The organism is Arthrobacter sp. 05T444 (assembly GCF_056395905.1).
Map to the genome: position 1 here is coordinate 152,167 of NZ_JBFTKK010000009.1, position 21,337 is coordinate 173,503.

At 65.4% G+C, this 21,337-nt stretch carries 25 protein-coding genes; 6 read left to right on the top strand and 19 right to left on the bottom strand.

The window, feature by feature from the left end:
- Positions 1-53 precede the first annotated feature (53 nt).
- Both AC1DD3_RS11165 and AC1DD3_RS11170 read right to left on the bottom strand, forming a co-directional pair.
- Positions 54-314: a hypothetical protein gene (locus tag AC1DD3_RS11165; RefSeq protein ID WP_230120072.1), complete on the bottom strand. Its 261-nt coding sequence runs from the start codon at positions 312-314 to the stop codon at positions 54-56.
- A 204-nt stretch (positions 315-518) separates the two neighbouring features.
- Entirely contained in the window at positions 519-1,025 is a 507-nt protein-coding gene (locus AC1DD3_RS11170; protein WP_230120073.1) for a DUF2231 domain-containing protein, read from the bottom strand.
- Between the two features lie 497 nt (positions 1,026-1,522).
- Between AC1DD3_RS11170 and AC1DD3_RS11175 the strand changes: the two genes are divergently transcribed.
- Both AC1DD3_RS11175 and AC1DD3_RS11180 read left to right on the top strand, forming a co-directional pair.
- The gene (locus AC1DD3_RS11175) at positions 1,523-3,115 is read left to right on the top strand and encodes an MFS transporter (protein WP_230120074.1); all 1,593 of its coding nucleotides are present in this window, start codon (positions 1,523-1,525) and stop codon (positions 3,113-3,115) included.
- Between the two features lie 200 nt (positions 3,116-3,315).
- Positions 3,316-4,401 carry an FUSC family protein gene (locus AC1DD3_RS11180; protein WP_230120075.1) on the top strand — a complete coding sequence of 362 codons (1,086 nt, stop codon included), beginning with the start codon at positions 3,316-3,318 and terminating at the stop codon, positions 4,399-4,401.
- On the opposite strand, the gene AC1DD3_RS11185 is transcribed toward AC1DD3_RS11180, so the two are convergent.
- On the bottom strand, positions 4,340-5,140 hold the full coding sequence (locus tag AC1DD3_RS11185) for an SDR family NAD(P)-dependent oxidoreductase (protein ID WP_230120076.1): 801 nt from the start codon (positions 5,138-5,140) through the stop codon (positions 4,340-4,342). The genes AC1DD3_RS11180 and AC1DD3_RS11185 overlap by 62 nt on opposite strands.
- 154 nt (positions 5,141-5,294) lie before the next feature.
- Between AC1DD3_RS11185 and AC1DD3_RS11190 the strand changes: the two genes are divergently transcribed.
- Positions 5,295-5,750, top strand: coding sequence for a hypothetical protein (locus tag AC1DD3_RS11190; RefSeq protein ID WP_230120077.1), 456 nt, complete (start codon positions 5,295-5,297; stop codon positions 5,748-5,750).
- Between the two features lie 60 nt (positions 5,751-5,810).
- Here AC1DD3_RS11190 and AC1DD3_RS11195 read toward each other — a convergent pair whose 3' ends face one another.
- The 10 genes from AC1DD3_RS11195 to AC1DD3_RS11240 all read right to left on the bottom strand — a co-directional run bounded on the left by AC1DD3_RS11195 (position 5,811) and on the right by AC1DD3_RS11240 (position 15,320).
- Positions 5,811-6,104, bottom strand: a complete 294-nt coding sequence (locus AC1DD3_RS11195) for a hypothetical protein (RefSeq protein WP_230120078.1) — start codon at positions 6,102-6,104, stop codon at positions 5,811-5,813.
- Entirely contained in the window at positions 6,101-6,580 is a 480-nt protein-coding gene (locus AC1DD3_RS11200; protein WP_230120079.1) for a hypothetical protein, read from the bottom strand. Before AC1DD3_RS11200 ends, AC1DD3_RS11195 begins: the two co-directional genes overlap by 4 nt.
- Before the next feature lie 196 nt (positions 6,581-6,776).
- Entirely contained in the window at positions 6,777-7,130 is a 354-nt protein-coding gene (locus AC1DD3_RS11205; RefSeq protein WP_230120080.1) for a GNAT family N-acetyltransferase, read from the bottom strand.
- Positions 7,127-8,440: an acyltransferase family protein gene (locus AC1DD3_RS11210; RefSeq protein WP_476881653.1), complete on the bottom strand. Its 1,314-nt coding sequence runs from the start codon at positions 8,438-8,440 to the stop codon at positions 7,127-7,129. The genes AC1DD3_RS11205 and AC1DD3_RS11210 overlap by 4 nt, the downstream gene beginning before the upstream one ends.
- 81 nt (positions 8,441-8,521) lie before the next feature.
- Positions 8,522-10,150, bottom strand: a complete 1,629-nt coding sequence (locus AC1DD3_RS11215; protein ID WP_476881654.1) for an acyl-CoA synthetase — start codon at positions 10,148-10,150, stop codon at positions 8,522-8,524.
- A gap of 42 nt (positions 10,151-10,192) precedes the next feature.
- Positions 10,193-11,542, bottom strand: coding sequence for an MFS transporter (locus tag AC1DD3_RS11220; RefSeq protein ID WP_230120083.1), 1,350 nt, complete (start codon positions 11,540-11,542; stop codon positions 10,193-10,195).
- 118 nt (positions 11,543-11,660) lie between these two features.
- Complete coding sequence (locus AC1DD3_RS11225; protein WP_230121291.1) at positions 11,661-12,116, bottom strand: MaoC family dehydratase; 456 nt, start codon at positions 12,114-12,116, stop codon at positions 11,661-11,663.
- A 108-nt stretch (positions 12,117-12,224) separates the two neighbouring features.
- Entirely contained in the window at positions 12,225-13,460 is a 1,236-nt protein-coding gene (locus AC1DD3_RS11230) for an acyl-CoA dehydrogenase family protein (protein ID WP_230121290.1), read from the bottom strand.
- A gap of 1 nt (position 13,461) precedes the next feature.
- A complete protein-coding gene (locus AC1DD3_RS11235; protein WP_230121292.1) occupies positions 13,462-14,298 on the bottom strand; it encodes an amidohydrolase family protein in 837 nt (278 codons plus the stop codon).
- 59 nt (positions 14,299-14,357) lie between these two features.
- Positions 14,358-15,320, bottom strand: a complete 963-nt coding sequence (locus AC1DD3_RS11240; protein WP_476881655.1) for an SDR family NAD(P)-dependent oxidoreductase — start codon at positions 15,318-15,320, stop codon at positions 14,358-14,360.
- Between the two features lie 123 nt (positions 15,321-15,443).
- On the opposite strand from AC1DD3_RS11240, the gene AC1DD3_RS11245 reads away from it, so the two are divergent.
- On the top strand, positions 15,444-15,923 hold the full coding sequence (locus tag AC1DD3_RS11245; protein ID WP_476881656.1) for a MarR family winged helix-turn-helix transcriptional regulator: 480 nt from the start codon (positions 15,444-15,446) through the stop codon (positions 15,921-15,923).
- 22 nt (positions 15,924-15,945) lie between these two features.
- Here the strand turns inward: AC1DD3_RS11245 and AC1DD3_RS11250 are convergent, their stop codons facing one another.
- The 4 genes from AC1DD3_RS11250 to AC1DD3_RS11265 are packed head-to-tail and all read right to left on the bottom strand — an operon-like array spanning position 15,946 to position 19,701.
- On the bottom strand, positions 15,946-16,338 hold the full coding sequence (locus tag AC1DD3_RS11250; RefSeq protein ID WP_230121287.1) for a DUF1304 domain-containing protein: 393 nt from the start codon (positions 16,336-16,338) through the stop codon (positions 15,946-15,948).
- Between the two features lie 56 nt (positions 16,339-16,394).
- The gene (locus AC1DD3_RS11255) at positions 16,395-17,270 is read right to left on the bottom strand and encodes a class II fructose-bisphosphate aldolase (RefSeq protein ID WP_230121286.1); all 876 of its coding nucleotides are present in this window, start codon (positions 17,268-17,270) and stop codon (positions 16,395-16,397) included.
- A complete protein-coding gene (locus AC1DD3_RS11260) occupies positions 17,270-18,175 on the bottom strand; it encodes an NAD(P)-dependent oxidoreductase (protein ID WP_230121285.1) in 906 nt (301 codons plus the stop codon). Before AC1DD3_RS11260 ends, AC1DD3_RS11255 begins: the two co-directional genes overlap by 1 nt.
- Positions 18,176-18,195: 20 nt before the next feature.
- A complete protein-coding gene (locus AC1DD3_RS11265; RefSeq protein ID WP_230121284.1) occupies positions 18,196-19,701 on the bottom strand; it encodes a four-carbon acid sugar kinase family protein in 1,506 nt (501 codons plus the stop codon).
- Between the two features lie 150 nt (positions 19,702-19,851).
- Between AC1DD3_RS11265 and AC1DD3_RS11270 the strand changes: the two genes are divergently transcribed.
- The gene (locus tag AC1DD3_RS11270) at positions 19,852-20,553 is read left to right on the top strand and encodes a FadR/GntR family transcriptional regulator (protein ID WP_230121283.1); all 702 of its coding nucleotides are present in this window, start codon (positions 19,852-19,854) and stop codon (positions 20,551-20,553) included.
- Between the two features lie 91 nt (positions 20,554-20,644).
- The gene (locus tag AC1DD3_RS11275) at positions 20,645-20,854 is read left to right on the top strand and encodes a dodecin (RefSeq protein ID WP_230121282.1); all 210 of its coding nucleotides are present in this window, start codon (positions 20,645-20,647) and stop codon (positions 20,852-20,854) included.
- A gap of 35 nt (positions 20,855-20,889) precedes the next feature.
- On the opposite strand, the gene AC1DD3_RS11280 is transcribed toward AC1DD3_RS11275, so the two are convergent.
- Positions 20,890-21,132: a hypothetical protein gene (locus tag AC1DD3_RS11280; RefSeq protein ID WP_476876407.1), complete on the bottom strand. Its 243-nt coding sequence runs from the start codon at positions 21,130-21,132 to the stop codon at positions 20,890-20,892.
- Positions 21,129-21,323 (bottom strand): hypothetical protein, encoded by a 195-nt coding sequence (locus AC1DD3_RS11285; RefSeq protein ID WP_230121280.1) that lies wholly within the window; start codon positions 21,321-21,323, stop codon positions 21,129-21,131. The genes AC1DD3_RS11280 and AC1DD3_RS11285 overlap by 4 nt, the downstream gene beginning before the upstream one ends.
- Positions 21,324-21,337 lie beyond the last annotated feature (14 nt).

A 21,337-nucleotide genomic window follows, 5' to 3' on the forward strand; every position in this document is an offset into this window, starting at 1 on the left:
CCTGGCGACACCCGAATTCGGGTGTCGCCAGACCATTTCAGTCTCGAACGGTACTAGGACGAGTGCGGCATCTGGGGACGGCCGGTCCGGTGGACGGCGGTCACGGCAGCCTCTTGCCCTGCGCGGCCGTGGCTCGAACCGCGGTCCTTGGGATGGCGGCGCTTACCGTTGCCGTCTGGCCACTGACGCGCTCCGCCCATGGCCGCGGTGACGGCGATGGTTTCCGGAGTGGGCAGCGGCGGCCTGTCCATAGACTCAGTCAGATGTGCAGCCACATCCGGTTTGATGGAGCTTCCTATATTCATGTCACCCATTTGTTCTTCCTTTCTGCAATGAAACGAAGCGTTCACCCGTATGAGGGCCGTGATTCAGGCGTCGCTGCTGTAATCACGAAAGGTTGTGTCATTGGGACTCGGCGCGAACCGAAGGCCACCAGCCGGCCAGCTACTCAAAGATCAGTGTTCCCATGGCTCCACGATAGGCAGAAACCAGCCGCGCGGGAACCCCCGGGAAGCCAATCAGTCCTGGGCTTCTTGGCTAAAGGAGTTCTCCCAGACGGCACGGGATCCGGCTTCCCCGATCTCCGCCACCTTGAAGACCGTTCCGCCGCACAGGATGAGAACCAGTACGACGGCGACCGCCCCCGCTATCCGGGAGCCGGCGGTTCCCAGCTTCTTCCGCATTCCATCCGCCTGCGTGGTCCCGTACCGGAACCACAGCCACTGCGCCATGGCTACGACAAACACGCCGATGACCCAGGGCAGCAATGAGCTGGCAATGCCGGTGTGCGCGGTGATTGCCGGGGTCGTATCCACACGCTTCATCAGCCACTCCCCGGCCTGCTGGGTGATCGGGACCAGCACCAGCGCCCCCAGGGCTATCAGCGGGGTCACGATTCCCAGCCGCCGCCGGGCAATTGGCCAGACGATGCTCAGCACGGTGCACAAGGCGGCCAGCGGAACAAAGACCACGGTGCCATGCACCAGCAACACATGCATTGGCAGACCGTTGATTACGTAGTCCATGCCGAACACCCCTGTCTGGAATTAACGAATCTGCTCCGGGCTTCCCCGGATCATCCATACCGGGTTTACCCACTCAGACGACCACCGGCGAAGAACGGTTCAATCGGGGAACTCCCGCCCTGGCTTCCTGTGGCCGCGCCGGCAGGCCTGTTGTGCCAATCGAGGGGCCTTCTGTCGCGTCTGCAGGGTACCTTCTCGGGTACCTCGATAGGCAGTCCAAAAGCGCTCGCGGGCGGCCCATTACCCGGAAAATACGGCCCCAAACGGACCCCGGAACAAAAAGTTTGATAACGATGCCACCCGGAGCCCGGATTCCCCGGAATGGCGCGGTGAAACCGGGCAAAACAAATCTGATATTTGCTTCCTGAGGGCGGTGAAACTGTTGATCATACGGCACCAAACTCTGATTTGCCATGGAAATCGCGTAAAATTGAAGGCCTGCCCGGAGCGGGGCAGCTACAAGTCGCAAGCAAATGACCTCCACAGGAGTCGCCCAAATGCCCACAGACCGAAGCACGACCGACTCTTCAGCAGGCGTTATTAACGCCAGCGGAACCAACCAAGTGGCACCCCAGGGTGTAAAGAAACCAAAGCTGCTCGCACGTCGGCGGCTCAAGGTGTCCGACGTCAATGTCGTTGACCAGCCCATGCTTAAGAAGGCGCTCGGCGGAACCATCGTGGGTAACACCATGGAGTGGTACGACGTCGGCGTGTTCGGCTACCTGATCACCACCATGGGACCGGTGTTCCTGCCCGAGGCGGATGCCAAAGTCCAGACGCTGTTCCTGCTGGGCACCTTCGCCGCGACCTTCATTGCCCGTCCGCTGGGCGGCGTGATCTTCGGCTGGCTCGGTGACAAGGTCGGCCGCCAGAAGGTTCTGGCCGCAACCCTGATGCTGATGGCCGCCAGCACCTTCGCCGTCGGCCTCCTGCCCGGCTACGCGCAGATCGGCATCTGGGCCGCGGCGCTCCTGGTTGTACTCAAGCTCATCCAGGGCTTCTCCACGGGCGGTGAATACGCCGGCGCCACCACGTTCGTAAGCGAGTACGCCCCGGACAAGCGGCGCGGCTTCTTTGCCAGCTTCCTCGACATGGGCAGCTACCTGGGCTTCGCCCTCGGCGCCGCCCTCGTATCCGTGCTGCAGCTGACCCTTGGCCAGACCGCCATGGAGGAGTGGGGCTGGCGCCTGCCGTTCCTCCTCGCCGGCCCCCTGGGCCTCATCGCCGTCTACTTCCGGAGCAAGATCGAAGAATCCCCGCAGTTCCAGGCCACCCTGGACGCCCAGGAAGACCAGGCCAAGGATGCAGCCGCCGGAGACGAGACTGCCGTCAAGGGGCCTCTGGGCATCGTCAAGGCCTACTGGCGTTCCCTCATCGTGGCCATGATCCTGGTGGCCGCCGCCAACACCGCCGGCTATGCCCTCACCTCCTACATGCCCACGTACCTGACAGAGTCCAAGGGCTACGATCCCGTTCACGGCACGCTGCTGACCATCCCCGTGCTGGTCATCATGAGCCTCTGCATTCCGCTGACCGGCAAGCTGTCTGACCGAATCGGGCGCCGCCCGGTGCTCTGGATCGGCGCGTTGAGCACCGTGGTGCTGGCCGCCCCGGCCTTCATGCTGATCGGCATCGGCAGCATCTGGTCAACGCTGGCCGGCCTGGCCCTGGTCGCCTTCCCCGTGACGTTCTACGTGGCAAACCTGGCCTCGGCCCTGCCGGCCCAGTTCCCCACTGCAAGCCGTTACGGCGCCATGGGCATCGCCTACAACTTCGCCGTAGCGATCTTCGGCGGCACCACCCCGTTCATCGTGGCCGCCCTGATCAGCGCCACGGGCAATGACATGATGCCTGCCTACTACCTCATGGCCACCTCGGCCATCGGTGCAGTCGCGATCTACTTCCTGAAGGAATCCGCGCAGCGGCCGCTGCCGGGCTCCATGCCCAGCGTCGACACGCAGGCCGAGGCCCGTGAACTCGTGGCCACGCAGGACGAGAACCCGCTGATTGACCTCGACGAACTGCCGTTCGAGGCCCAGGACACACAGGACCGGGACGCAGACCAGGCCAAGGTTCCTGCCAACGCCTGATGCGGTAGCAGCTCCGTCTCCGTGATGAAGGCCTGTCCGGCGTGCTGTCCTTGGGGGCGGCACGCCGGGCGGGCCTTCGCTCTGTGTTGCATTAACCACTGTGTCGCCTTAACCACTGCGGAGTCACTCCGTCGGTGTTACTTTTTCTAGGGTGCTGCTCCAGCCGGGGGCAGCCAGCGTAGACGGTTGGAGGAGCTCCCGTGCGGCCTGTCCTTCGCCACGTCCGGCAGCTGCACAGCCTGGGGCCATCCAACAACGACCATCTCTCCGCACTGCGGGTAGCCGTCAGCGTGGCGGTTCCGTCATTCCTGCTTCTCCTCTGCGGCCGGCCGGACCTGATCATCTATGCCGTGTTCGGGGCACTGACCGGGATGTACGGACGGAATGAGCCCCACCAGCTCCGGCTGCGGCACCAACTGCAGGCGGCGCTGGTGCTGCTCTCCGGCGTCGGGGTAGGTGTCTTCCTTTCCGTCAACCACCTTCATTCGTGGTGGCTTGTAGCCATCGAAGCCCTCCTTGCCGGGGTGGGTTCCGTCTACTCGGACAAAGTCCGCCTCAAGCCCAATGGCCCCTTTTTCGGCATTCTCGCCCTCGGCGCCTGCGCCTCAGTCCCCACGGCAGTTCCCTGGTACGGCGCCCTGCTTATCGGCGCCGGATCGGCCGCGTTCTCGCTCTTCGTCGGTTTCGGCGGCTGGGTCCGCGGCCGTGTCTGGAACCCCGGCGCGGCGAGGGACTCCGTCCGGCTGCAGGGACGGCTACGGCGGAAGGCCGTCATCCACGCCGCGCGCTACGTACTGGCGGTGGGAGCAGCCGGTACGGTCGGCGTCCTCACGGGCAGCGGCCATCCGCACTGGGCCATGGCGGCGGCCGCCGTTCCGCTCGCGGGGGCCGACCTGCCCAGCAGCGTCCACCGCGGCATCCACCGCATTATCGGGACGCTGCTCGGGCTGGTGATCGTCGCCGTCGTGCTGCTGCCGGGGCCGTGGGCCCTGCTGCACCTTTTTCCGGGAGCCGAAGCCGCCGTCCTCGCATTCCTGGTGATCACCTTCCAGTTCACCACTGAGCTGTTCATGACGCGGCACTATGGCCTGGCCATGGTCTCGTTCACCCCGGTCATTCTCCTCATGACGCAGCTGGCTGCTCCGGCCGACCCCTACATCCTCATTGCCGAGCGCGGCGTGGAGACCCTCGTAGGTGCCGTGACCGGCATCCTGGTGGTGGTGCTTATCCGTTCCCGGCGGAGGCCCGCCCCGGCTCCTTCGGCTTCTTCGGGGGCCCGGCCGTGATCCGGTCCGGCAGGATCCGCGCGGCAGCAGCGAGGACCTTATAGCGCTTGGTGGGAATGGAAACCGCCTTGCCCCGTGCATTGTCCGCCAGGCCTTCCCGGACCACTCTGCCCGGACGCAGCCAGGTCCAGCCGGGAGCCACGGATTTATCCATCCCCATCCGGTCGTGGAACTCCGTATGGACAAATCCCGGGCAGACCGCCGTGACCTTTACTCCCCTCGGGGAGTACGCGAGGTTGGCCCAGCGGCTGAAGCTCAGCAGCCAGGCCTTCGCCGCCGAATATGAACCGCGGGGAAGGAACGCCGCCACGCTCGCCACGTTGATGATCCTGCCCGATCCGCGTTCCAGCATCCCCTGCAGTGCGGCGTGGCTGAGCTCCATGGCTGTTTCCACGTGCAGTTTCAGGTGCTTCTTCTCGTCCTCGATGCTGTTCTGGTCGAAATCGTGCAGCAGCCCGATCCCGGCATTGTTCACCAGAATTTCGACGGGACGAGAAGCGTCGGAGAGACGCGCGACGACGGCGGCCACGCCGTCGTCGTCCGTCAGGTCCGCGGGCAGCACTTCAGCCGTGGTTCCGAACCGCCGCGTCAGCTCTGCTGCCACCGACTGCAGCCGCGCCTCATCGCGGGCCACCAGCACCACATCGTGGCCCTGCTCCGCGAGCTGGTGCGCGAACTCCGCTCCGAGTCCCGCGGTGGCGCCGGTGACAAGGGCTGTACTGCCGGATCTGGGTGTCATGGCCCCAGCCTAATTGCATCCGGGCGGTTTGCCTCCGGGCCGTTCGCTGCAGAATCCGTGGCTGCCGGAGGGAGCGCGGAGTAGAGTGCCTACAAGGTTTCAACAGGGCCTGTGCCCAGGCGTACAGTCGGGGCGCGGCAGGAAGCAGGGGGACATGCCCGACGCCGGTTCTGACCCGATCGACTTCCGCGAGATTGATGTACACGGAAATCCGACCCATTTCGGTCGTGCGAATCCCGGCCGCGAATCCCCGCCCGGACCTGGGACCCACAGCCCCGGGGCCAACGGCCCTGGCGCCCGCGAATGGAGTTCGGCCGAGGCCTCCGGGGCAGGGTTCACCCCGCGGGGAGGCCGCTTCCCGGTCAACCCGTTCATCGCGGTCCTGTGGGTCCTTGTTGCAGGTCTGATCCTGGCCGCCTTCGGAGCGTTCAACGTCGCTCAGGAATCCCTCAACGCGCCAACGTCAGTCGAGTCCCCGCAGATGGGCTATATGTGGATGAGCTTCGCACCCTTCCTGCTGTTCGCCGGAGTCCTCGGCCTGCTGGGGCTCCTGTTCTGGCACGCCACCCAGTGGGGCAGCAACCGCGAAAAGCAGCCCCCGCCGTCGTAATCCACCCGGATCCACCAGACGGGGTGGTGCGGTGCCCGCGTTCAGCCGCAGCCGCGTAAGCTATCCGGCCGGCACCTCAGTACCGGCGAGCCCTCCGGAATGGCCGGCGAGCCCTCCGGAGCTGTGATCATCGGAGTCCGCCGCCTCACGCGCGGTGGCTGCCGGCCGCCGCATCTGGAGTTCGTCCGCGACCTGGATGTACCACGCGTAGGCACCGAAAGCGGGGCTGGGGGTGTCCAAATGCCGGTACAGGGCATCGGCCAGTTCTGCGAGCGCGGATTCGGGCATCGCCGCCACTGTCGCCGCCGGATCGACGGTTTCGTCGAGGTATCGGGCAAGGTCCTTCTCATTCATCTGGCACTCCCCGCTTCAACCAGCCCGGCAAGTTTTCCGTTCACGGCGGGCAGGTGGCCAACCGCCCCGGTCAGCGGCGGCAGCGCGCCAGGTACCAGCTCGGTGTCGGCGTCCCCGGAATGAATGGGGCAGACCGGGATGTCGTCGGGTTCGAGGATGGTCAGTTGGAACATGTCTGCGTCTTCAAGGGCAGCAGCGGCAGCATTTCCTAGTTCAGGATGCACGTCCGCATGTTCGCTGTTGTCATGCGGTTCCGGCAGTGCGGCGTTCTGCAGGTAGGACAGTACTGACGGCTCAAGGTGCGAAGACCCGCGGAAGTCCAGGGTGATGCATGGGCCGGTACCCAGCCTCTGGGCGCGGAGCAGGAGGTGAAGCAGCACGGGGAAGTTCGTCTGGGTCAGGCAGCCACCAATTTCGAGGGTGACACGTCCGGGATCGAGATCCACGCGGACCAGGACACGCAGTTTGTGATTCAAAGAATTCTCCAAGGGAAAGTCCGTAAGCCAACTGCATAGCCCAGACTTAATCGTACGGAACTGTCGCGGGCGTCACAAGTCGCGGCACCGGGCACGAACGTCGGGCACGAACGCTTGGCGCCAACGCCCGGGGCACGCACGCCAGCTTAAGGCCGGTGGACCGTCCCGAGGTGTTCTGCCGTATCCGGCGGAGTTCTCACGTACCGAGGAGCTTGGGGGCGGCCTCCTCCGGCCAGTCGATGCACTGCGTGTAAATCTCATGCTTGCGGAGGTAGTGCGCCGTGAACGGGCAGTGCGGAATGATGCGTTTTCCCGCGGCTACGACGTCGTCCAGCGCAAAGTGCACCAGCACGTTGGCCAGGCCCTGGCCCATAAACTCTTCGGCCGTCTCCGTGTGAATGAAGTCGACGTGGCCGGGTTTGTCCATGATCCTGATGTTGACCGCCAGTTTCCCGCCGACGTGCAGCTCGTAGCGGTGGAGCGCATCGTTCCGGAAGGTCGTGACATCCGGGGTGAATTGGTCCTCGGTGGATACCGTGTTCTCCGTCATGGTTCGACATTGGCACTTAATGACTGTGCTGGCAATGGCTCCTCCGCGCGGACCGGCACCCGGCCCAGCAGCAGGACAGCGAGCGTGAAGCAGGCGGCGCCCCCGCCCAGCAGGGTGAGCGTCAGCCCGTTGAACGCGGCGTCAGCCACGGGGATAAAGACGACGACGGCGGCGGTCACCACCGCGGCAGAAGGCCGCCCGCGCGAGTGCGCCGCCGTCGGCCGTTCCTCCAGCCGGCCGAACAATGCGACGGCGGGCAATAGCAGGGCAACAACGCCAAGCAGCACCAGCGGCCTCGACCACCACCACTCGGCGGTTCCGGACACGGGCTTGGGGAAGTCGGTGAGCAGGAGCAAGCCGGTCATGGCGGCGAGCAAGGGCAGGTGCCAGAGGTAGACGGTCATCGCACGGCGGCCGACCAATGCCACCACTGTCCGAACCCACCGCATGGAAGCGAGCCGGCCCAGCACGGGCCCGGAAAGCTGCAGCGTGGCGGCCTGCGAAACGCCGAGCAGCAGCAGGCACAAGTTGGGAGGATTCAGGTTCACCAGCATGTTGTTCCGGTACAGACCCAGACCCGTAACGACGAGGAGCAGCAGATTGCTGGCGGCGATCAGCCCGACCAGCCAGGAAATCCTGCGCCTGGCGAGATAACCGTCGGCCACAAAAAAGCCGAGCTGCTGCACGGCGCACCACAGGAAAATCATGTTGACATAGGCGAGCAGCGGCATGGCGCCGCGGAGACAGTCGATCGCCACAATTAGGGACGCCAGGCCGCAAAGTGTCAGCCAAGGTGCGCGCCGATGGAGCCGGGCCAGGAGCGGGATGTTCAGTTGCGCCGCCAGATAGGCTGCGAGGAACCACAGCGGCATGCCGGCCCCGCTGGCCATGAGTTCCACCACCTGGGGCGCAACGCCAAGGAGCAGGGCACCCCACAAACCGAGGAACATCACGGCCAGCAGCGCCGCCGCCGGCCGGATGAGCCGCAGCAGCCGCGTCTGGGCGAACTCATAGCCGTTGCCGCCGCGGGCCTGCGTGCGCCGCCATGACTGCAGCCCGGTGATGCCGCCGGCCACAAAGAAGAGCGGCATCACCATGAAGATCCAGATAACGGGTTCGAACCAGTCCTGTTCCGCGAGGGTGTTGACTGTGGTGACCGTGCCGTCGGGGTGCAGCACCGGGCTGGTCATCATGCAGTGTCCCACCACCACAAGGGTGAGGCATGCGAACCGCGCCAAGTCGATGGCCTGGTCGCGCTCCGGCGCGGCTGTACCGGCAACGGACCCCGGCCGACGCAGTGATTCCTCCATGGCGCCCCTTACAAACGCGGAACTGGCGAATGTCTTGGTACCGTCCATTCTCCGCCCGGTCCAAGGCGGTTGCCAGCAGGGTCAGGCTTGGCTGGACATCTGGCGCAGCTCGGCCTTCCTGATCTTGCCGCTGGCGGTCCTGGGCATTTCGCTGACGAACATCACCGACTTGGGGATCTTGTACCGGGCGAGCCGGCCGTCCAGATACTCGCGGAGCTGCTGTTCGCTCAGGTCCGCGCCCTCGCGAAGCAGGATCACCGCGCGGGGCACCTCTCCCCATTTGTCGTCGGGCACACCGATGACAGCTACGCTTCCGACGGCCTCAAGTTCGATGATGGCCTGCTCCACTTCCGCCGGGTAGATGTTCTCACCGCCAGAGATGATCATGTCCTTGAGCCGGTCAGAGACAAAGACAAAACCGTCCGGATCCCTGTACCCCATGTCGCCGGATTTGAACCACCCGCCGTCGGCGTAGGAGGCTGCCGATTCTTCGGGACGGTTCCAGTATTCATGGATGACGTTCGGTCCCTTGATCTGGATTTCCCCGACTGTTCCGGCCGGAGAGGGATTCCCGAGCGGGTCCGCAATCCGGATGTCGGTGAAGAAATGCGGCAGGCCTGAGGAGCCAGCCTTGTCCCGGGACCGGGACACCGGGAGGGTCGTGGCCCCCGGCGCCGTTTCAGTCATGCCATAGCCGTTGGAGAACCTGAGTCCCCGCGCTTCGTAGGCCTCCAGCACGCGAAGGGGTACCGCGGAACCGCCGCAGGTGAGCTTGTTCAGCGAGCTGATGTCCGCCGTCGCCCAGTCCGGATGCTCGCAGAGCAGCTGGTACGTGGTGGGAACGCCGCTGATGGTGCTGACCCTGTGCTGTCCGATGAGCTGCAGGACCCGTTGGGGATCAAATTTGGCTTCCAGGATTACTGTCCCGCCTTTGAGAAGGGTGGGAAGCACACCCATGTCCAGGGATGCCACGTGGAACATCGGTGAAATCATCAGGGCCACGTCGGCGGATGAGAAGTCAAAGTCCACAATGACGTTGATGCAGTTCCACGTGATGTTGCCGTGGGTGAGCAGGGCACCCTTGGGACGACCCGTAGTGCCGGAGGTGTAGAGGATCATGGCACCGTCATCCAGGCCGACGGCCTCATCAAGGGGCTGCGCCGCACCGGAAGCCACGACGTCGCGGTACTCCTCCCGCGCCGGCTGCCCGGCAGCCCGGCTCTTCCCGCCGGAAGTGGTTTGGTCGGTGGCCGGTGCGGAATCACCGGGACGGTCGGCGGCGGTTGGGCCGCCCCCAGTTGAGCCGTCCCCGGAGTCGTCGACGGCGATGAGCCTGCCCACCGCCGTCCCGGCGGCGCCGCGGGCGGCGAGGTCGCTGAGGCTTTCGGCGTAAATCAGGACCCCGGCTGCGCAGTCCTGAAGCTGATACTGGATTTCCGGAGGCGCCAGCCGGGTGTTGAGCGGAACAAAGATGGCACCCAAAAGGCCACAGGCGAAGAGCGTTTCCAGGAAAGCTGGATGGTTCTCGCCGAGGTAACCAACCCTGTCCCCCTGGGCCACGCCCCGGTCCCGCAGGGCGTTCGCGAGCCGGTCGGCTCGTTCGGCCAACTGCTCGTAGCTGAGTTCATGGTCCCCGGAAATGAGGGCGGTCTTGGTGCCGGACTTCGGGCTGCGCCGTCGCAGCCACGAACCGATGCCTGAATTCTCCATCGTTGGTCCTTTCTTATCTCAAGGTAGTCCTGCGGAGGCGGGTCAGAGCTTCACGGTCTGCAGATCGTTGTTCTTCGGTTCTTTGGTGAGCAGGATGAAGACGATGGAAACAACCGACATGATGGCGAGGTACCAAACCACCGAAGCCGTGTTTTGGCCCGAGTCCTTGAAAATCTGCGCCACGATGCCCGGCGTGAACCCTGCGCCCAGGAGCGTGGCGAGCTGGTAGCCCAGCGACGCACCGGTGTAGCGGGACGTGGTGCCGAACTGTTCGGAGACAAACGCAGCGAGCGGGCCGAACAGCGTGGAGTGGATCATGAGGCCCACGGTGAAGGCAACGAAGATCAGCGCGATGTTGTTGGAGGACAGCAGCTGGAACATCGGCACCAGGTAAAGGATAAAGAGCACCAGCCCGCCGATCATGACAGGCCGCCGCCCCAGTTTGTCCGAGAGCCGTCCGCCCATCACAACGAACGCGATGGAGATGAGTGAGGCCGCCGCGTAGGCATACAGCACGCCCTGCCTGTCGGCGCCCTTGGAAACCGCGAACGTGACGGCGAACGTGGCCAGGACTACCTGCAGCGCGAAACCGGCTGCGCCCGCGAGCATGGTGAAGATCAGGGTCTTGGGCTTGCGGATGACCTGGAGCAGCGGAATCCCCTGCTTGGCCGCGGCCGTTGCGTGTTTCCCCTGTTCAAGCCGTTCCTGTTCAAGGGCCGCCTTGAAGATGGGGCTCTCGGACACCTTGAGCCGGACGAACATGCCCACGCCGAGCAGCACGAAAGACAGCAGGAACGGCACTCGCCAGCCCCAGGCAAGGAACTGGTCGTTGGGCAGCGAGGAGAAAGCACCCATGATGAACGTGCCGAGGACGGCACCGGTCGGAGCGCCGGCATTGACGAAGGAAGCGGCAAAGCCGCGTTTGCCCGATTCGGAATGCTCCAAGGCCATCAGGGCAGCGCCGCCCCATTCGCCGCCTACCGCGATGCCCTGGAAGACGCGCAGGATTACGAGCATTACGGCGCCCCACGGGCCAGCCACGGAGGCGCCTGGAACCAGCCCGATCAGCGTGGAGGCCAGGCCCATGACCAGCATGGAGATGATCAGCATGCCCTTTCGGCCCATTTTGTCCCCGAAGTGGCCGAAAATGATGCCGCCCAGCGGTCGAGCCACGTAGCCGGCAGCGAACGTTCCGTACGCCGCCACCACACCCACCCAGTCGTCCATGCCGGAGAAGAAGACCTTGGGAAAGACCACGGCCGCAGCTGTGGCGTAGAGGAGAAAGTCGTAGTACTCGATGGTGCTGCCCAGGTAGCTGGAGGCAATGACGGTGCGCGCCTCTTTGCGCCGGCTGGCAGTGTCCATGGCCTGAAGCTGCGATATTTGGGACATCGTTGTTCCTTAAAGCAGAGGGGTGGGTGGAAGGGGGTGGAGGCGGCGCTTCGTCCTTGACGCGGGCTGCCTCCAGAAGCGGGACTGCTCGTAGCAGCGGGCTACTTGTGGAAGCGGCCTACTTGTAGAAGCGGGCGAGGAACTCAGCTACGACGGCGGGGCGTTCCTGGCCTTCGATTTCGATGGTGTTGGATACCTTGATCTGGGCGCCGCCCTTGACCTCGCTTACCTCGGCGATGGTGGCCTGCATGCGGATCCGCGAACCGACCTTCACCGGTGAGGTGAAGCGGACCTTGTCCAGGCCATAGTTGACCTTCGTGGTGACGCCGTCGACGTCGAACAGCTCTCCCCAGAACGGGATAATGAGCGAAAGCGTGAGGAAACCGTGCGCGATCGCGGCGCCGAACGGGCCGTCTTTGGCTCGTTCGGCGTCCACGTGGATCCACTGGTCGTCACCGGTGGCATCGGCGAATTTGTTGATCTGTTCCTGGGTGATTTCGCGGTATTCGGTCACGCCGAGGTCGGTTCCGGCGAGGGTGAGCAGTTTGTCGAAGTCGACGACGAGATTGGGCATTTGTGCCTCCTGTGGCGGTTTTTGGGATTGCGGAAGTACGACGGCGGCACGGCGCTGCCGTTGTGGAGTTCAGTTGTCGTCCGGTTCAGTACGTTCAGTTCGTACGGCTTAGCGGGTGAAGGCGCTTTCGCCTGTGAGGGCGCGGCCAACGATCAGGGCGTTGATTTCGTGGGTGCCTTCGTAGGAGTAGACGGCTTCGGCGTCGGCATGGAACCGTGCGACGTCAGAGGCCAGGGTGATGCCGTTGCCACCAACCACTTCGCGGGCTAGGGCCACGGTTTCCCGCATCAGCAGGGACGTCTGCATCTTGGCCAGGGCGGAGTCCTGGTCGCGGTAGATGCCCCGCGCCTGCTGTTCGGTCAGCCGGACCACCAGGGACAGAGAGGACGTGACGTTGCCGAGCATCCGGGCCAGCTTTTCCTGGACCAGCTGGAAGGATCCCAGCGGCCGGCCGAACTGCCGGCGCTCCGTGACATACCGCAAAGCAGCCTCGAAGGCACCGGCCTGGATGCCGGCGGCGATCCAGGCGACGTCCGAACGCATGGCCCGGAGCATCGCGGCCACATCCCTGAAGGAGTTCACGCTGTGCAGCCGCATGGATTCCGGCACGCGGACGCCCTCAAGGGTGGTGTGGGCGTTCTGCATCATCCGCAATGCCGTCTTGCCGTGGATTTTCTCCAGCGTCACGCCATCGGCTTCACGGTCAACCAGGAAGGCCTTGACCTGCCCGTCGGCCACGTCGCGGGCGAACACCGCAAGGACGTCCGCCGTCGCGGCGCCTCCGATCCAGCGCTTGGCGCCGTCCAGGACCCAGGAATCCCCCTCGCGCCGGGCCGTTGTTAAAAGCCCGCCTGCAATGTCGGAGCCGGACTCCGGTTCGGTCAGCGAGAAGACGCCCTTGAGCGAGAAGTCGATGACTTTCGGCATCCATTCAGCCTGCTGCTCCGCCGAGGCCCCCACGCGGACGGCTGTGCGGAACAGTCCGGCTTGCGCGGTGTACCAAGTGGCCAGCGACGCGTCCGTGCGGGCCAGCTCGAAGATCCGGAAGCCGTGGTAGATGCCCCGGGCGGGGCTGCGGTCCGGGCCGGCGCCTGTGAGTTCCGCTGGTTCCATGAGGTCCAGGTCAGCCAGCGGCTGTGCGAGCTGCTGCGGGAATTCCCCGCGCTCCCAGTACTCCGCCAGGAGCGGCCGGGCTTTCTCATCGAGGAAGCTCCGCAGGCGTCCCAGCACGCGGCGCTCGTCGTCGCTGAGGAGGGACTCGGCGTCGTAATAGTCGCAGACACCGTAGAGGCGTTCCTCCACCACGGCCCTATGCCCCGGGGCCAGGCCGGTATCCAGGCTCATCTCAGGCTCCCAATCCGAGCAGGCGCACTGCATTGTGCTTGAGGATTTTGGGCCGGACCTCGTCCTTCAGGGGCAGGTCCGCGAAGGCACCGAGCCATTTTTGCGGCGTGATGAGCGGGAAGTCAGTGCCGAACAGGACCTTGTCCTGCAGCACCGAATTGGACATGCGCACCAGCGACTCCGGGAAGTACTTCGGTGACCATCCGGACAGGTCGATGAACACGTTGGCTTTGTGCGTGGCGATCGAATTGGCCTCGTCCTGCCACGGCACGGACGGGTGAGCCATGATGATCTGCAGTTCCGGGAAGTCCGCTGCCACGGCATCCAGCAGGAGCGGGTTGGAATACGCCAGCTTGATGCCGTAACCGCCGGGCAGCCCGGCGCCCATGCCGTTTTGCCCGGTGTGGAAGATGGCCGGCAGGCCCAGTTCCTGGAGAGCCTCCCACAGGGGGTAAAACTGTTCATTGGAGGGGTCGAAGCCCTGCAGGCTGGGATGGAATTTGAAGCCGCGGGCGCCCAGGTCGATGGCCTGGCGCTTGGCGCCCTGGATGGCCTCGGCGCCTGTGCGGGGATCGACACTGCCGAACGGGATGAGGACGTCGTTGTTCCGGGCGGCCCCGGCGATGAGGTCCTCGATGCTGTTGGGCTCGTGCTTGAGCTGGGTGCTGGCGTCCACGGTGAACACGACGGCGGCCATGTTCAGCTCCCGGTACACCTCGGCGATGCGGTCCAGCGACGGGCTGCGGTCCTCGGACTTGAAGTACTTCGCGGAGGCCTCGGTCAGGGCCGGCGGCAGCGATTCGTGGCCGTGGCCGTCCACTTCGAGGTGGACGTGCATGTCGATCGCGTCCAGCTTGGCCGCGTCAATGCCGAGCTCGTAGCGGTTTGCAGCCACGGCTAGCCGACCTTCGCAGCCGCTGCCTGGTTCTGGGCAGGACGTGTGTCGGGCTTCAGGCCTTCGGGCAGCGGCAGGAATTCCTCGCCCACGCTCTGCAGCTTGTCCCCAAAGAGCGAGCTGAAGTTCTCCACGAGGTCCTGGTATCCCCAGCCGCCCTCACGGTACTCAGTTGCCGCGGCTTCCGGGTGCGTCCACACCTGCAGGCGGTCGCCGCCGGCGCCGATCGCCTGGCCGGTGATGCCCGCCGCCTCATCGGAGGCGAGGAACGCGACCAGTCCGGAGACGTCGTCGGCCGTTCCGAAGCCGAGCTCGCGGCGGAAGAACGCCGGCATGGACTCGCTGCGCTCGTCCGCTTCCACTGCTTTCTGGAAGTACGGGACTGTCTTGGTCATGGCAGTGGCAGCCACCGGGATGACGGCGTTGGCGGTCACGCCCGCCTTCTTCATTTCCAGCGCCCAGGTGCGGACCATGCCCACGATGCCCGCCTTGGCTGCGGCGTAGTTGGTCTGGCCGAAGTTGCCGCGCTGCCCCGTGGGCGAACCGATCGTGATGATCCGGCCCGCGATGCCGTTCTCCTTGAAGTAACCGAACGCTTCCCGGACGCAGGTGAAGGTGCCGCGCAGGTGGACGTTGATGACAAGGTCGAAATCCTCATCTGTCATCTTCAGCAGGGACTTGTCCCGCAGGATTCCGGCGTTGGTGACCAGGATGTCCAGCCGGCCGAAAGCGTCGACGGCTGTCTGCACCAGCAGTTTGGCGGCCTCCGTGCTGCCCACGGGAGCGACGGCGGCCACTGCGCGGCCGCCGTCGGCCTCGATGGTCCTGACGGCTTCGCCGGCGACGTCCCCGTCGACGTCGTTAATGACGACGGCGGCACCCTGGCGGGCGAGTTCCCTCGCATAGGCGAGGCCCAGTCCGCGGCCGCTTCCCGTGACGATTGCTACTTTTCCTGACAGGCTCATCGCTGCTCCCTTGCTAGCTGACCGTGCATCCTGCCGTCCGGCATGCGATGCTGTTCTGTATCCATGAAAATATGGATAGTTGAAAAAGTCAACGATTTATTTTGAGAACTATCGGAGGTGGGCATGAGCATCGAGACACAGGGCGGGCAGCAGACAGAGCCGGCAGACACGCTCGTCGCGGCGTCCATCAGTCAGGACCTGGGCTTCCTGCTCGCCAAGCTGCACGCGGCGGGGTCGGTGCTGAACAACCGGGCGCTGGCGGAGTTCGACCTCAAGGAGCGCTCGTACTCCGTGCTGATCCTTGCCAACAGCGGCCTCGAGCCCACGCAGCGTGAACTGGCCGACTTCCTCAGCCTTGACCCGAGCCAAATCGTGGCGCTTGTGGACGAGCTGGAAAAGCGCCGACTTGTGGTGCGGGCCCCCGGCAAGCAGGACCGCCGGGCTAAGACGGTCACCGCCACAGCGGCGGGGAGCCGGCTGCAGGCGCAGGCCGCCGAGGCCGCCGGCCGGGCGGAGTCCGAAGCGCTGTCTGGGCTGGCAGATGACGAAGCCGCACAGCTCAAGGCACTGCTGCGCAAGGCGCTGTGGGGCGGCGGCGCCTGAGCGGCGCTGAGCCGCCACGAAGCTAGCCGGCCAGCACCGCCAGGACGCCAACCACGACGGCGAGCAACGGCGCAGTGCCCTGCGTCGCGGCGGCGCGGAGGTACTTCCTGCCGCTCAAGGCCAGGACGGCGGAGGCGAGGAACATCGAACCGCAGCTGCTGAAGATGAGCGTCCAGCCCACGCGAGGCTGGCCGAATAGCACTGCCGCGATCCCGGCGAAGGCGCCGAGTGCGAGGAACAGGTTGTAGAAGCCCTGGTTGTACGCGAGTGGTTTCGTGGTCTCGGCATCGGCCTGCGATGCGACCCCGAAGCGCTTCCACGTGGCCGGCCGGGCCCAGGTGAGCGACTCCATCGTGAAGATATAGACGTGCAGGAGTGCCGCGACGAGTGCAAAGACGAGGGAGGCCGGGATCATGGCTCGATCCTAGCCTCCCCTCCCCCTGTGCTTCGAGGCGTCAGCTCAAACGTATTTCAGCGGCTCAACATGGCCAGGGCCGACGTCGCGAAGTCCTTGGCGGAGTCGTTCCAGCGGGCCAGGAGACCCTGGAGGTTCTCGCCGTCTGCCCGGTGCGCAGCAGTTTGTGTCTCCAGCGTTTCAAGAACGCCGGTCCGGAGCTCGGTGTTGAAGTTCACCTTGCCCACGTTCATGGCCGGGGCCTTGGCCAGTTCCCCGGCCGGAATTCCGGATGCTCCGTGGAGCACCAGAGGGATGCGCGTGCGCACGGCGATGTCCTGCAGGACATCCCAGCGCAGTTCGGGCTTGCCTTTGTACTTTCCATGGACGTTGCCCACCGCCACGGCGAGCAGCTGGGCGCCGGTCCGGGCCACAAAGTCCTCCACCTGTGCGGAGTCGGTGAGGCCGGCCACCTCGCTGCCGGACGCATCTGCGTCCGAATCGGCGCCGAACGCCCGGTCCTCATCACCGGCGAGTCCCCCCAGCTCCGCTTCGATCACGACGTCGGCGTTCCCCTGTGCGTCCAGGGCTGCCCGCACTTCGCGAACCAGCGCGATGTTCTCCTCGTACGGCAGGGACGAGCCATCCACGAGGACGGAATCCGCCCCGGCCACAACCGCCGCAACGATGACCTGGCGGTCTGAGGCATGGTCCAACTGCACGGCGACAGGCACCGACGCGGCGTCGGCCAGGCCCCGGAGCGCTGAGATGAGCCTCAGTCCGTTCGCGGTGGCTGCAGTCTTGGGCGCCACGAGCAGAATGACGCCGCGGCCCGTCTCCTCGGCTGCGCCGACTACCGCCATCGCGGTGGTGAAGTCGTAGCACGTGAAGGCGGGTACAGCCGCGCCCTGCTGGAGAGCAGAGCTTACAAGCTCGTCGAGCCTCGCGCGCATCAGAGTGCGGCGGTGCGCTTGGTGGGAGCCACAACCTTGATGACCGCGGAATCATCGGCAGCAGCGAGGCCGTGCGCCTGGCCCAGCAGGTAGAGCTGTTCGGCGGCGGCGGCAACCGGGGTGGCGAGGCCAGCCGCACGGGTTGCCTTGCCGACGATGCCCATGTCCTTGACGAAGATGTCCAGACGGCTGAGCACCTCGGCGCCATCCTCGCTGTAGGCCTCCAGGATGCGCGGGCCGCGGTTGGAAAGCATGAAGGAACCGGCGGCACCGGCTTCGAGGGCGGCGAGGGTCTTCGCCTGGTCCAGGCCCAGGGCGTCGGCCAGCGCCATCGCCTCGGCGGCGGCTGCGATGTGGATTCCGCAGAGGAGCTGGTTGACGGTCTTCAGGGCCTGGCCGTCGCCGGGCTTGTCGCCCACAACGGTCAGGGTGGAGGCGAGCAGTTCCAGGACGGGACGAGCCGACTCGAGCGCGGCGGGCTCGGCGCCGACGACGATCAGCAGGTCCCCTTCACCGGCCCGCTTGGGACCGCCGGACAGCGGTGCGTCGATAAGCGCCACACCGTATGCCGCCAAGCGGCTGACGGTGGCCGGGATCGCTTCGGTACCGACGGTGCTGGTCAGGATGACGACGGCGCCCTTCTTAAGCACGGACGCTACGCCGTTCTCACCGAACAGGACGTCGTTGAGCTGCTCGCTGTTGCGGACGGCCAGCAGCAGGGCGTCAGTGTCCTCGGCGGCCTCGCGCGCCGAGGCAAAGGTGCGCACGCCGGACTCCTCGGCCAGGCGCAGGCGGGGTTCGGCGATGTCGAACCCGTGGACGGTGAGCTGGCTGGCGAGGCGGGTGGCCATCGGCAGGCCCATGGCGCCGAGGCCGAGGACGGTGACTTTGTAGGTCGAGGTCATGGTGTTCTCCATTGAATTGGCTAGAAAGTGTTGCTGAGCTTGCGGGTGACCTGGGCCAGGGATTCGTCGTCGCCCACGTTGCCGGCAAACACGATGTACGGAATTCCCTTGGCGGGGCCGTCCACCGGTTCCCAGAGGCTGACGATGCCCGGCAGCATCGGCCCGCGGACTATCGCGTGCCGGATTTCCAGTCCATGGGCAGCCACGTCGGAGGACGTGATGCCGCCCTTGGCGATGACGAACCGCGGCGGGAAGGTCTTGAGCGTCCGGTTGACCACGGCGACGACGGCGGCAGAGACAGTACGCGCGATCCGGAGGCTTTCGGCCGGGTCGTCAGTCTTGATAAGCAGGCGGCTCGTGTGGACGATGACGTCGCCGCTGTGAAGGGCCTCAACGACGGCGTCCACCGTCTCGTCGAGGTAGGTGTCGGCGCCGTCCCCCAGCAGCTTCTCGACGTCGATCTCCACAATGCGGGCCGCGCTGTGCTGGTCGGTCAGCACCTTCAGCTGCCGCGTTGTCACGCCCACGTGCGAACCGACGACGATCAGGCCGCCGGCCTCGGAGGGGACGTTGCCGGCGTAGGCTTCCTCACCGCTGAGCTCGCTCCGGATCTCCTGCCCGATCCGGGCACGGACAAAGGGCGGACCCACGCGGTACAGGAGCTTCTTGCCGCGGTGTTCGGCCTCTTCCAAGCCGAGGGCGAGGGCACGGAGGTCGTTTTCGGTGACGATGTCCGCCACGATCGGGGTTGAGGCGGTGGCCGGCTCAATCGCGTCGGCAATGGCCTTGGCGGACACGTCCGGGTCGCCGGCGTCGCCATTGCCGGCGGCGCCCGCGCGGATGATGTTGAGGTCGAGCACGATCACAGAGTCCGCGGCAAAGCGGCCCTGCGACTTCTCTTCCACGTACTTTGCCATTTCGGAGTTGGCGAACCCGAATGTCGCATCCTTGGCGAACTCGGTCTCCGCAACCGGGGTGAGCTGGCCGGCGTCGTTTCCGGTTCCGCGCATGTAGTGGATGCCGCCGATGGTGACGCGTCCGGCGTCGGGGAAGGCAGGAACAATCACGACGCCGTCCGTTTCCTCGCCGCTCTCGGCGGCGACAGTGGCGGCGATGACGTCGGGTTCGAGCGGAAAGTGCCCGCGCAGCGTCGAGTCGCTGCGGCTGACGAATCCGAGCCGGACTGCTGCCTCGCCGTCAGTTGCGCCCGCATGCGCGGCAGCAAGGGCATTGCGCACAATCTCTTCGTTTCGTGCCGCGGCTTCCGCCGGATCCAAGCTTCGGGTGTTGGTGAGCACGTACACTGCGGCCTTACCCTGAGTGAAGGCCCAGGTGAAGTCCTCGACTTCCCAGCGGGTGAGCACGGGGAGATCGGAAACCGACTGCGTTCCGGTGGGGTCGTCGTCGAGGACCACCAGCACACGCGGGGACGCCGCAACGGAGGCGGCCAGGGCGCTGGCTACCTGCCGGGCGGGGATCTGGAGCTCCGCGGGGTAGGCGGCCAGGATGTCTGCTTCTAGGGGCACAGTGCACTCCGTTGTGTCGAAACTATATTGCGAACAGAACTTTGTCAGATGTCAGACATCTGTCGTTTGACTGCTAGTGTGGCATAACGCACAGGACGTGCGCAAGTAGACTTGTCAGGCATATGGGGCGAGAAACGCTGAACGGGGAAAATGGCACGCAAATCACTGGTGGGAGTCGTAGCTGACGAGCTCCTGGACCGCATTATTGCCGGGGAATTTCCGCCCGGCGCGAGCGTCCCCGGTGAGCTGGAGCTCAGCGCACGCCACGAGGTCAGCAGAATGACGGTCCGCGAGGCCATGAAGACCCTCGAGGCCCAGCGCATCCTCAGCGTGGAACGCGGCCGCGGAACGTTCGTGAACCCGCTGAACCGCTGGTCGTCACTGGAAGCCGTGCTCCGTGCAGCCTCCGAGGGGCAGAACGGACCCGCGGCGGCGATCCAGCTCATCGAGCTGCGCAGGATGCTGGAAACTGGTGCCTGCGAACTGGCTGCGCAGCGCATCACCGATGCCGAGCTGGAGGAACTCCGCGGCCGCGTTGAGGACATGCGCGAAGCCCACCATGCCAACGACCTTGCCCGGTTCGTGGCGGCCGACCTCGCCTTCCACGACCTGATACTTCATGCCTCCGAGAACGTCTTTGTGGCGGTCCTGTTCGAGCCGTTGCACCGCGTGCTGGAGAAGCGGCGCACGGAAACTTCCGAGGTGCCGCAGATCCAGGAACACGCAATCGGCCACCACCAGAACATTTACGAGGCCCTGGCCGCCCGCGATCCGTTGCGGGCACGGGATGCCATGGACGCCCATATGCAGCAGACCCTTGACGACCTCAGGAGCTACGTCCTGGAAGCCTGACCCCCTGGAAACCTAGTTCCGGGACGCTCCTTCCGATACTCTGCAGGAACGGCCCGCAGCCGGGTATCGATGGCGATCACGAGGAGCGAAGTTGTCTAATCACACTTACAGCATTTCTGAAATTGTCGGGACTTCGAACGAAGGCGTGGACGATGCCGTCCGCAACGGAATAGCCGAGGCCTCGAAGACACTGCGGAACCTTGACTGGTTCGAGGTCAAGGAGATCCGCGGCCACCTCGACAACGGCAAGGTCGCCGACTGGCAGGTCACCATCAAGCTCGGCTTCCGGCTGGAGCGCTGACCCCAGCCGCCAGCCCAGGCGGTTTAGCTGCTGTTTCAGTCCCTGGTCCACACCTGGACGGCGTCGCCGCCGCACAAGAGGCGGCGGCCCCGTCCGGCAAACTCCACCCAGAGCATCTCGTGGTGCTCGGAGACTTCGTCCACGTGTGCGGCATCGAAGCCGTAGCCGTCGCTTTCGACCCACACCGCTTCGCCGGGCGCCAATTCCGCCCACCGGTTCGGCGCAAGCCGTGCGGCGGCCGTGGCGGGACGTTGGGGCAGCCCCGCCTCGCGCATCATGATTCCTGGCCTACGGACCGGCGGCGCCATACGGTGGGTGCACCCTGGAAAGCGGGAAGGACCTGGCCTTCAAAGAACGTGTGGGTTTCCTGCGGCGACTCATCCGGGGTCCACAGGCCCGATGCGGGGCAGTGGGTTCCTGTCGATGCGGACGGCGCGTGGCGTTCCCTGAGCAGTGCGATGCGTTTCATCGTTGAATGTCATC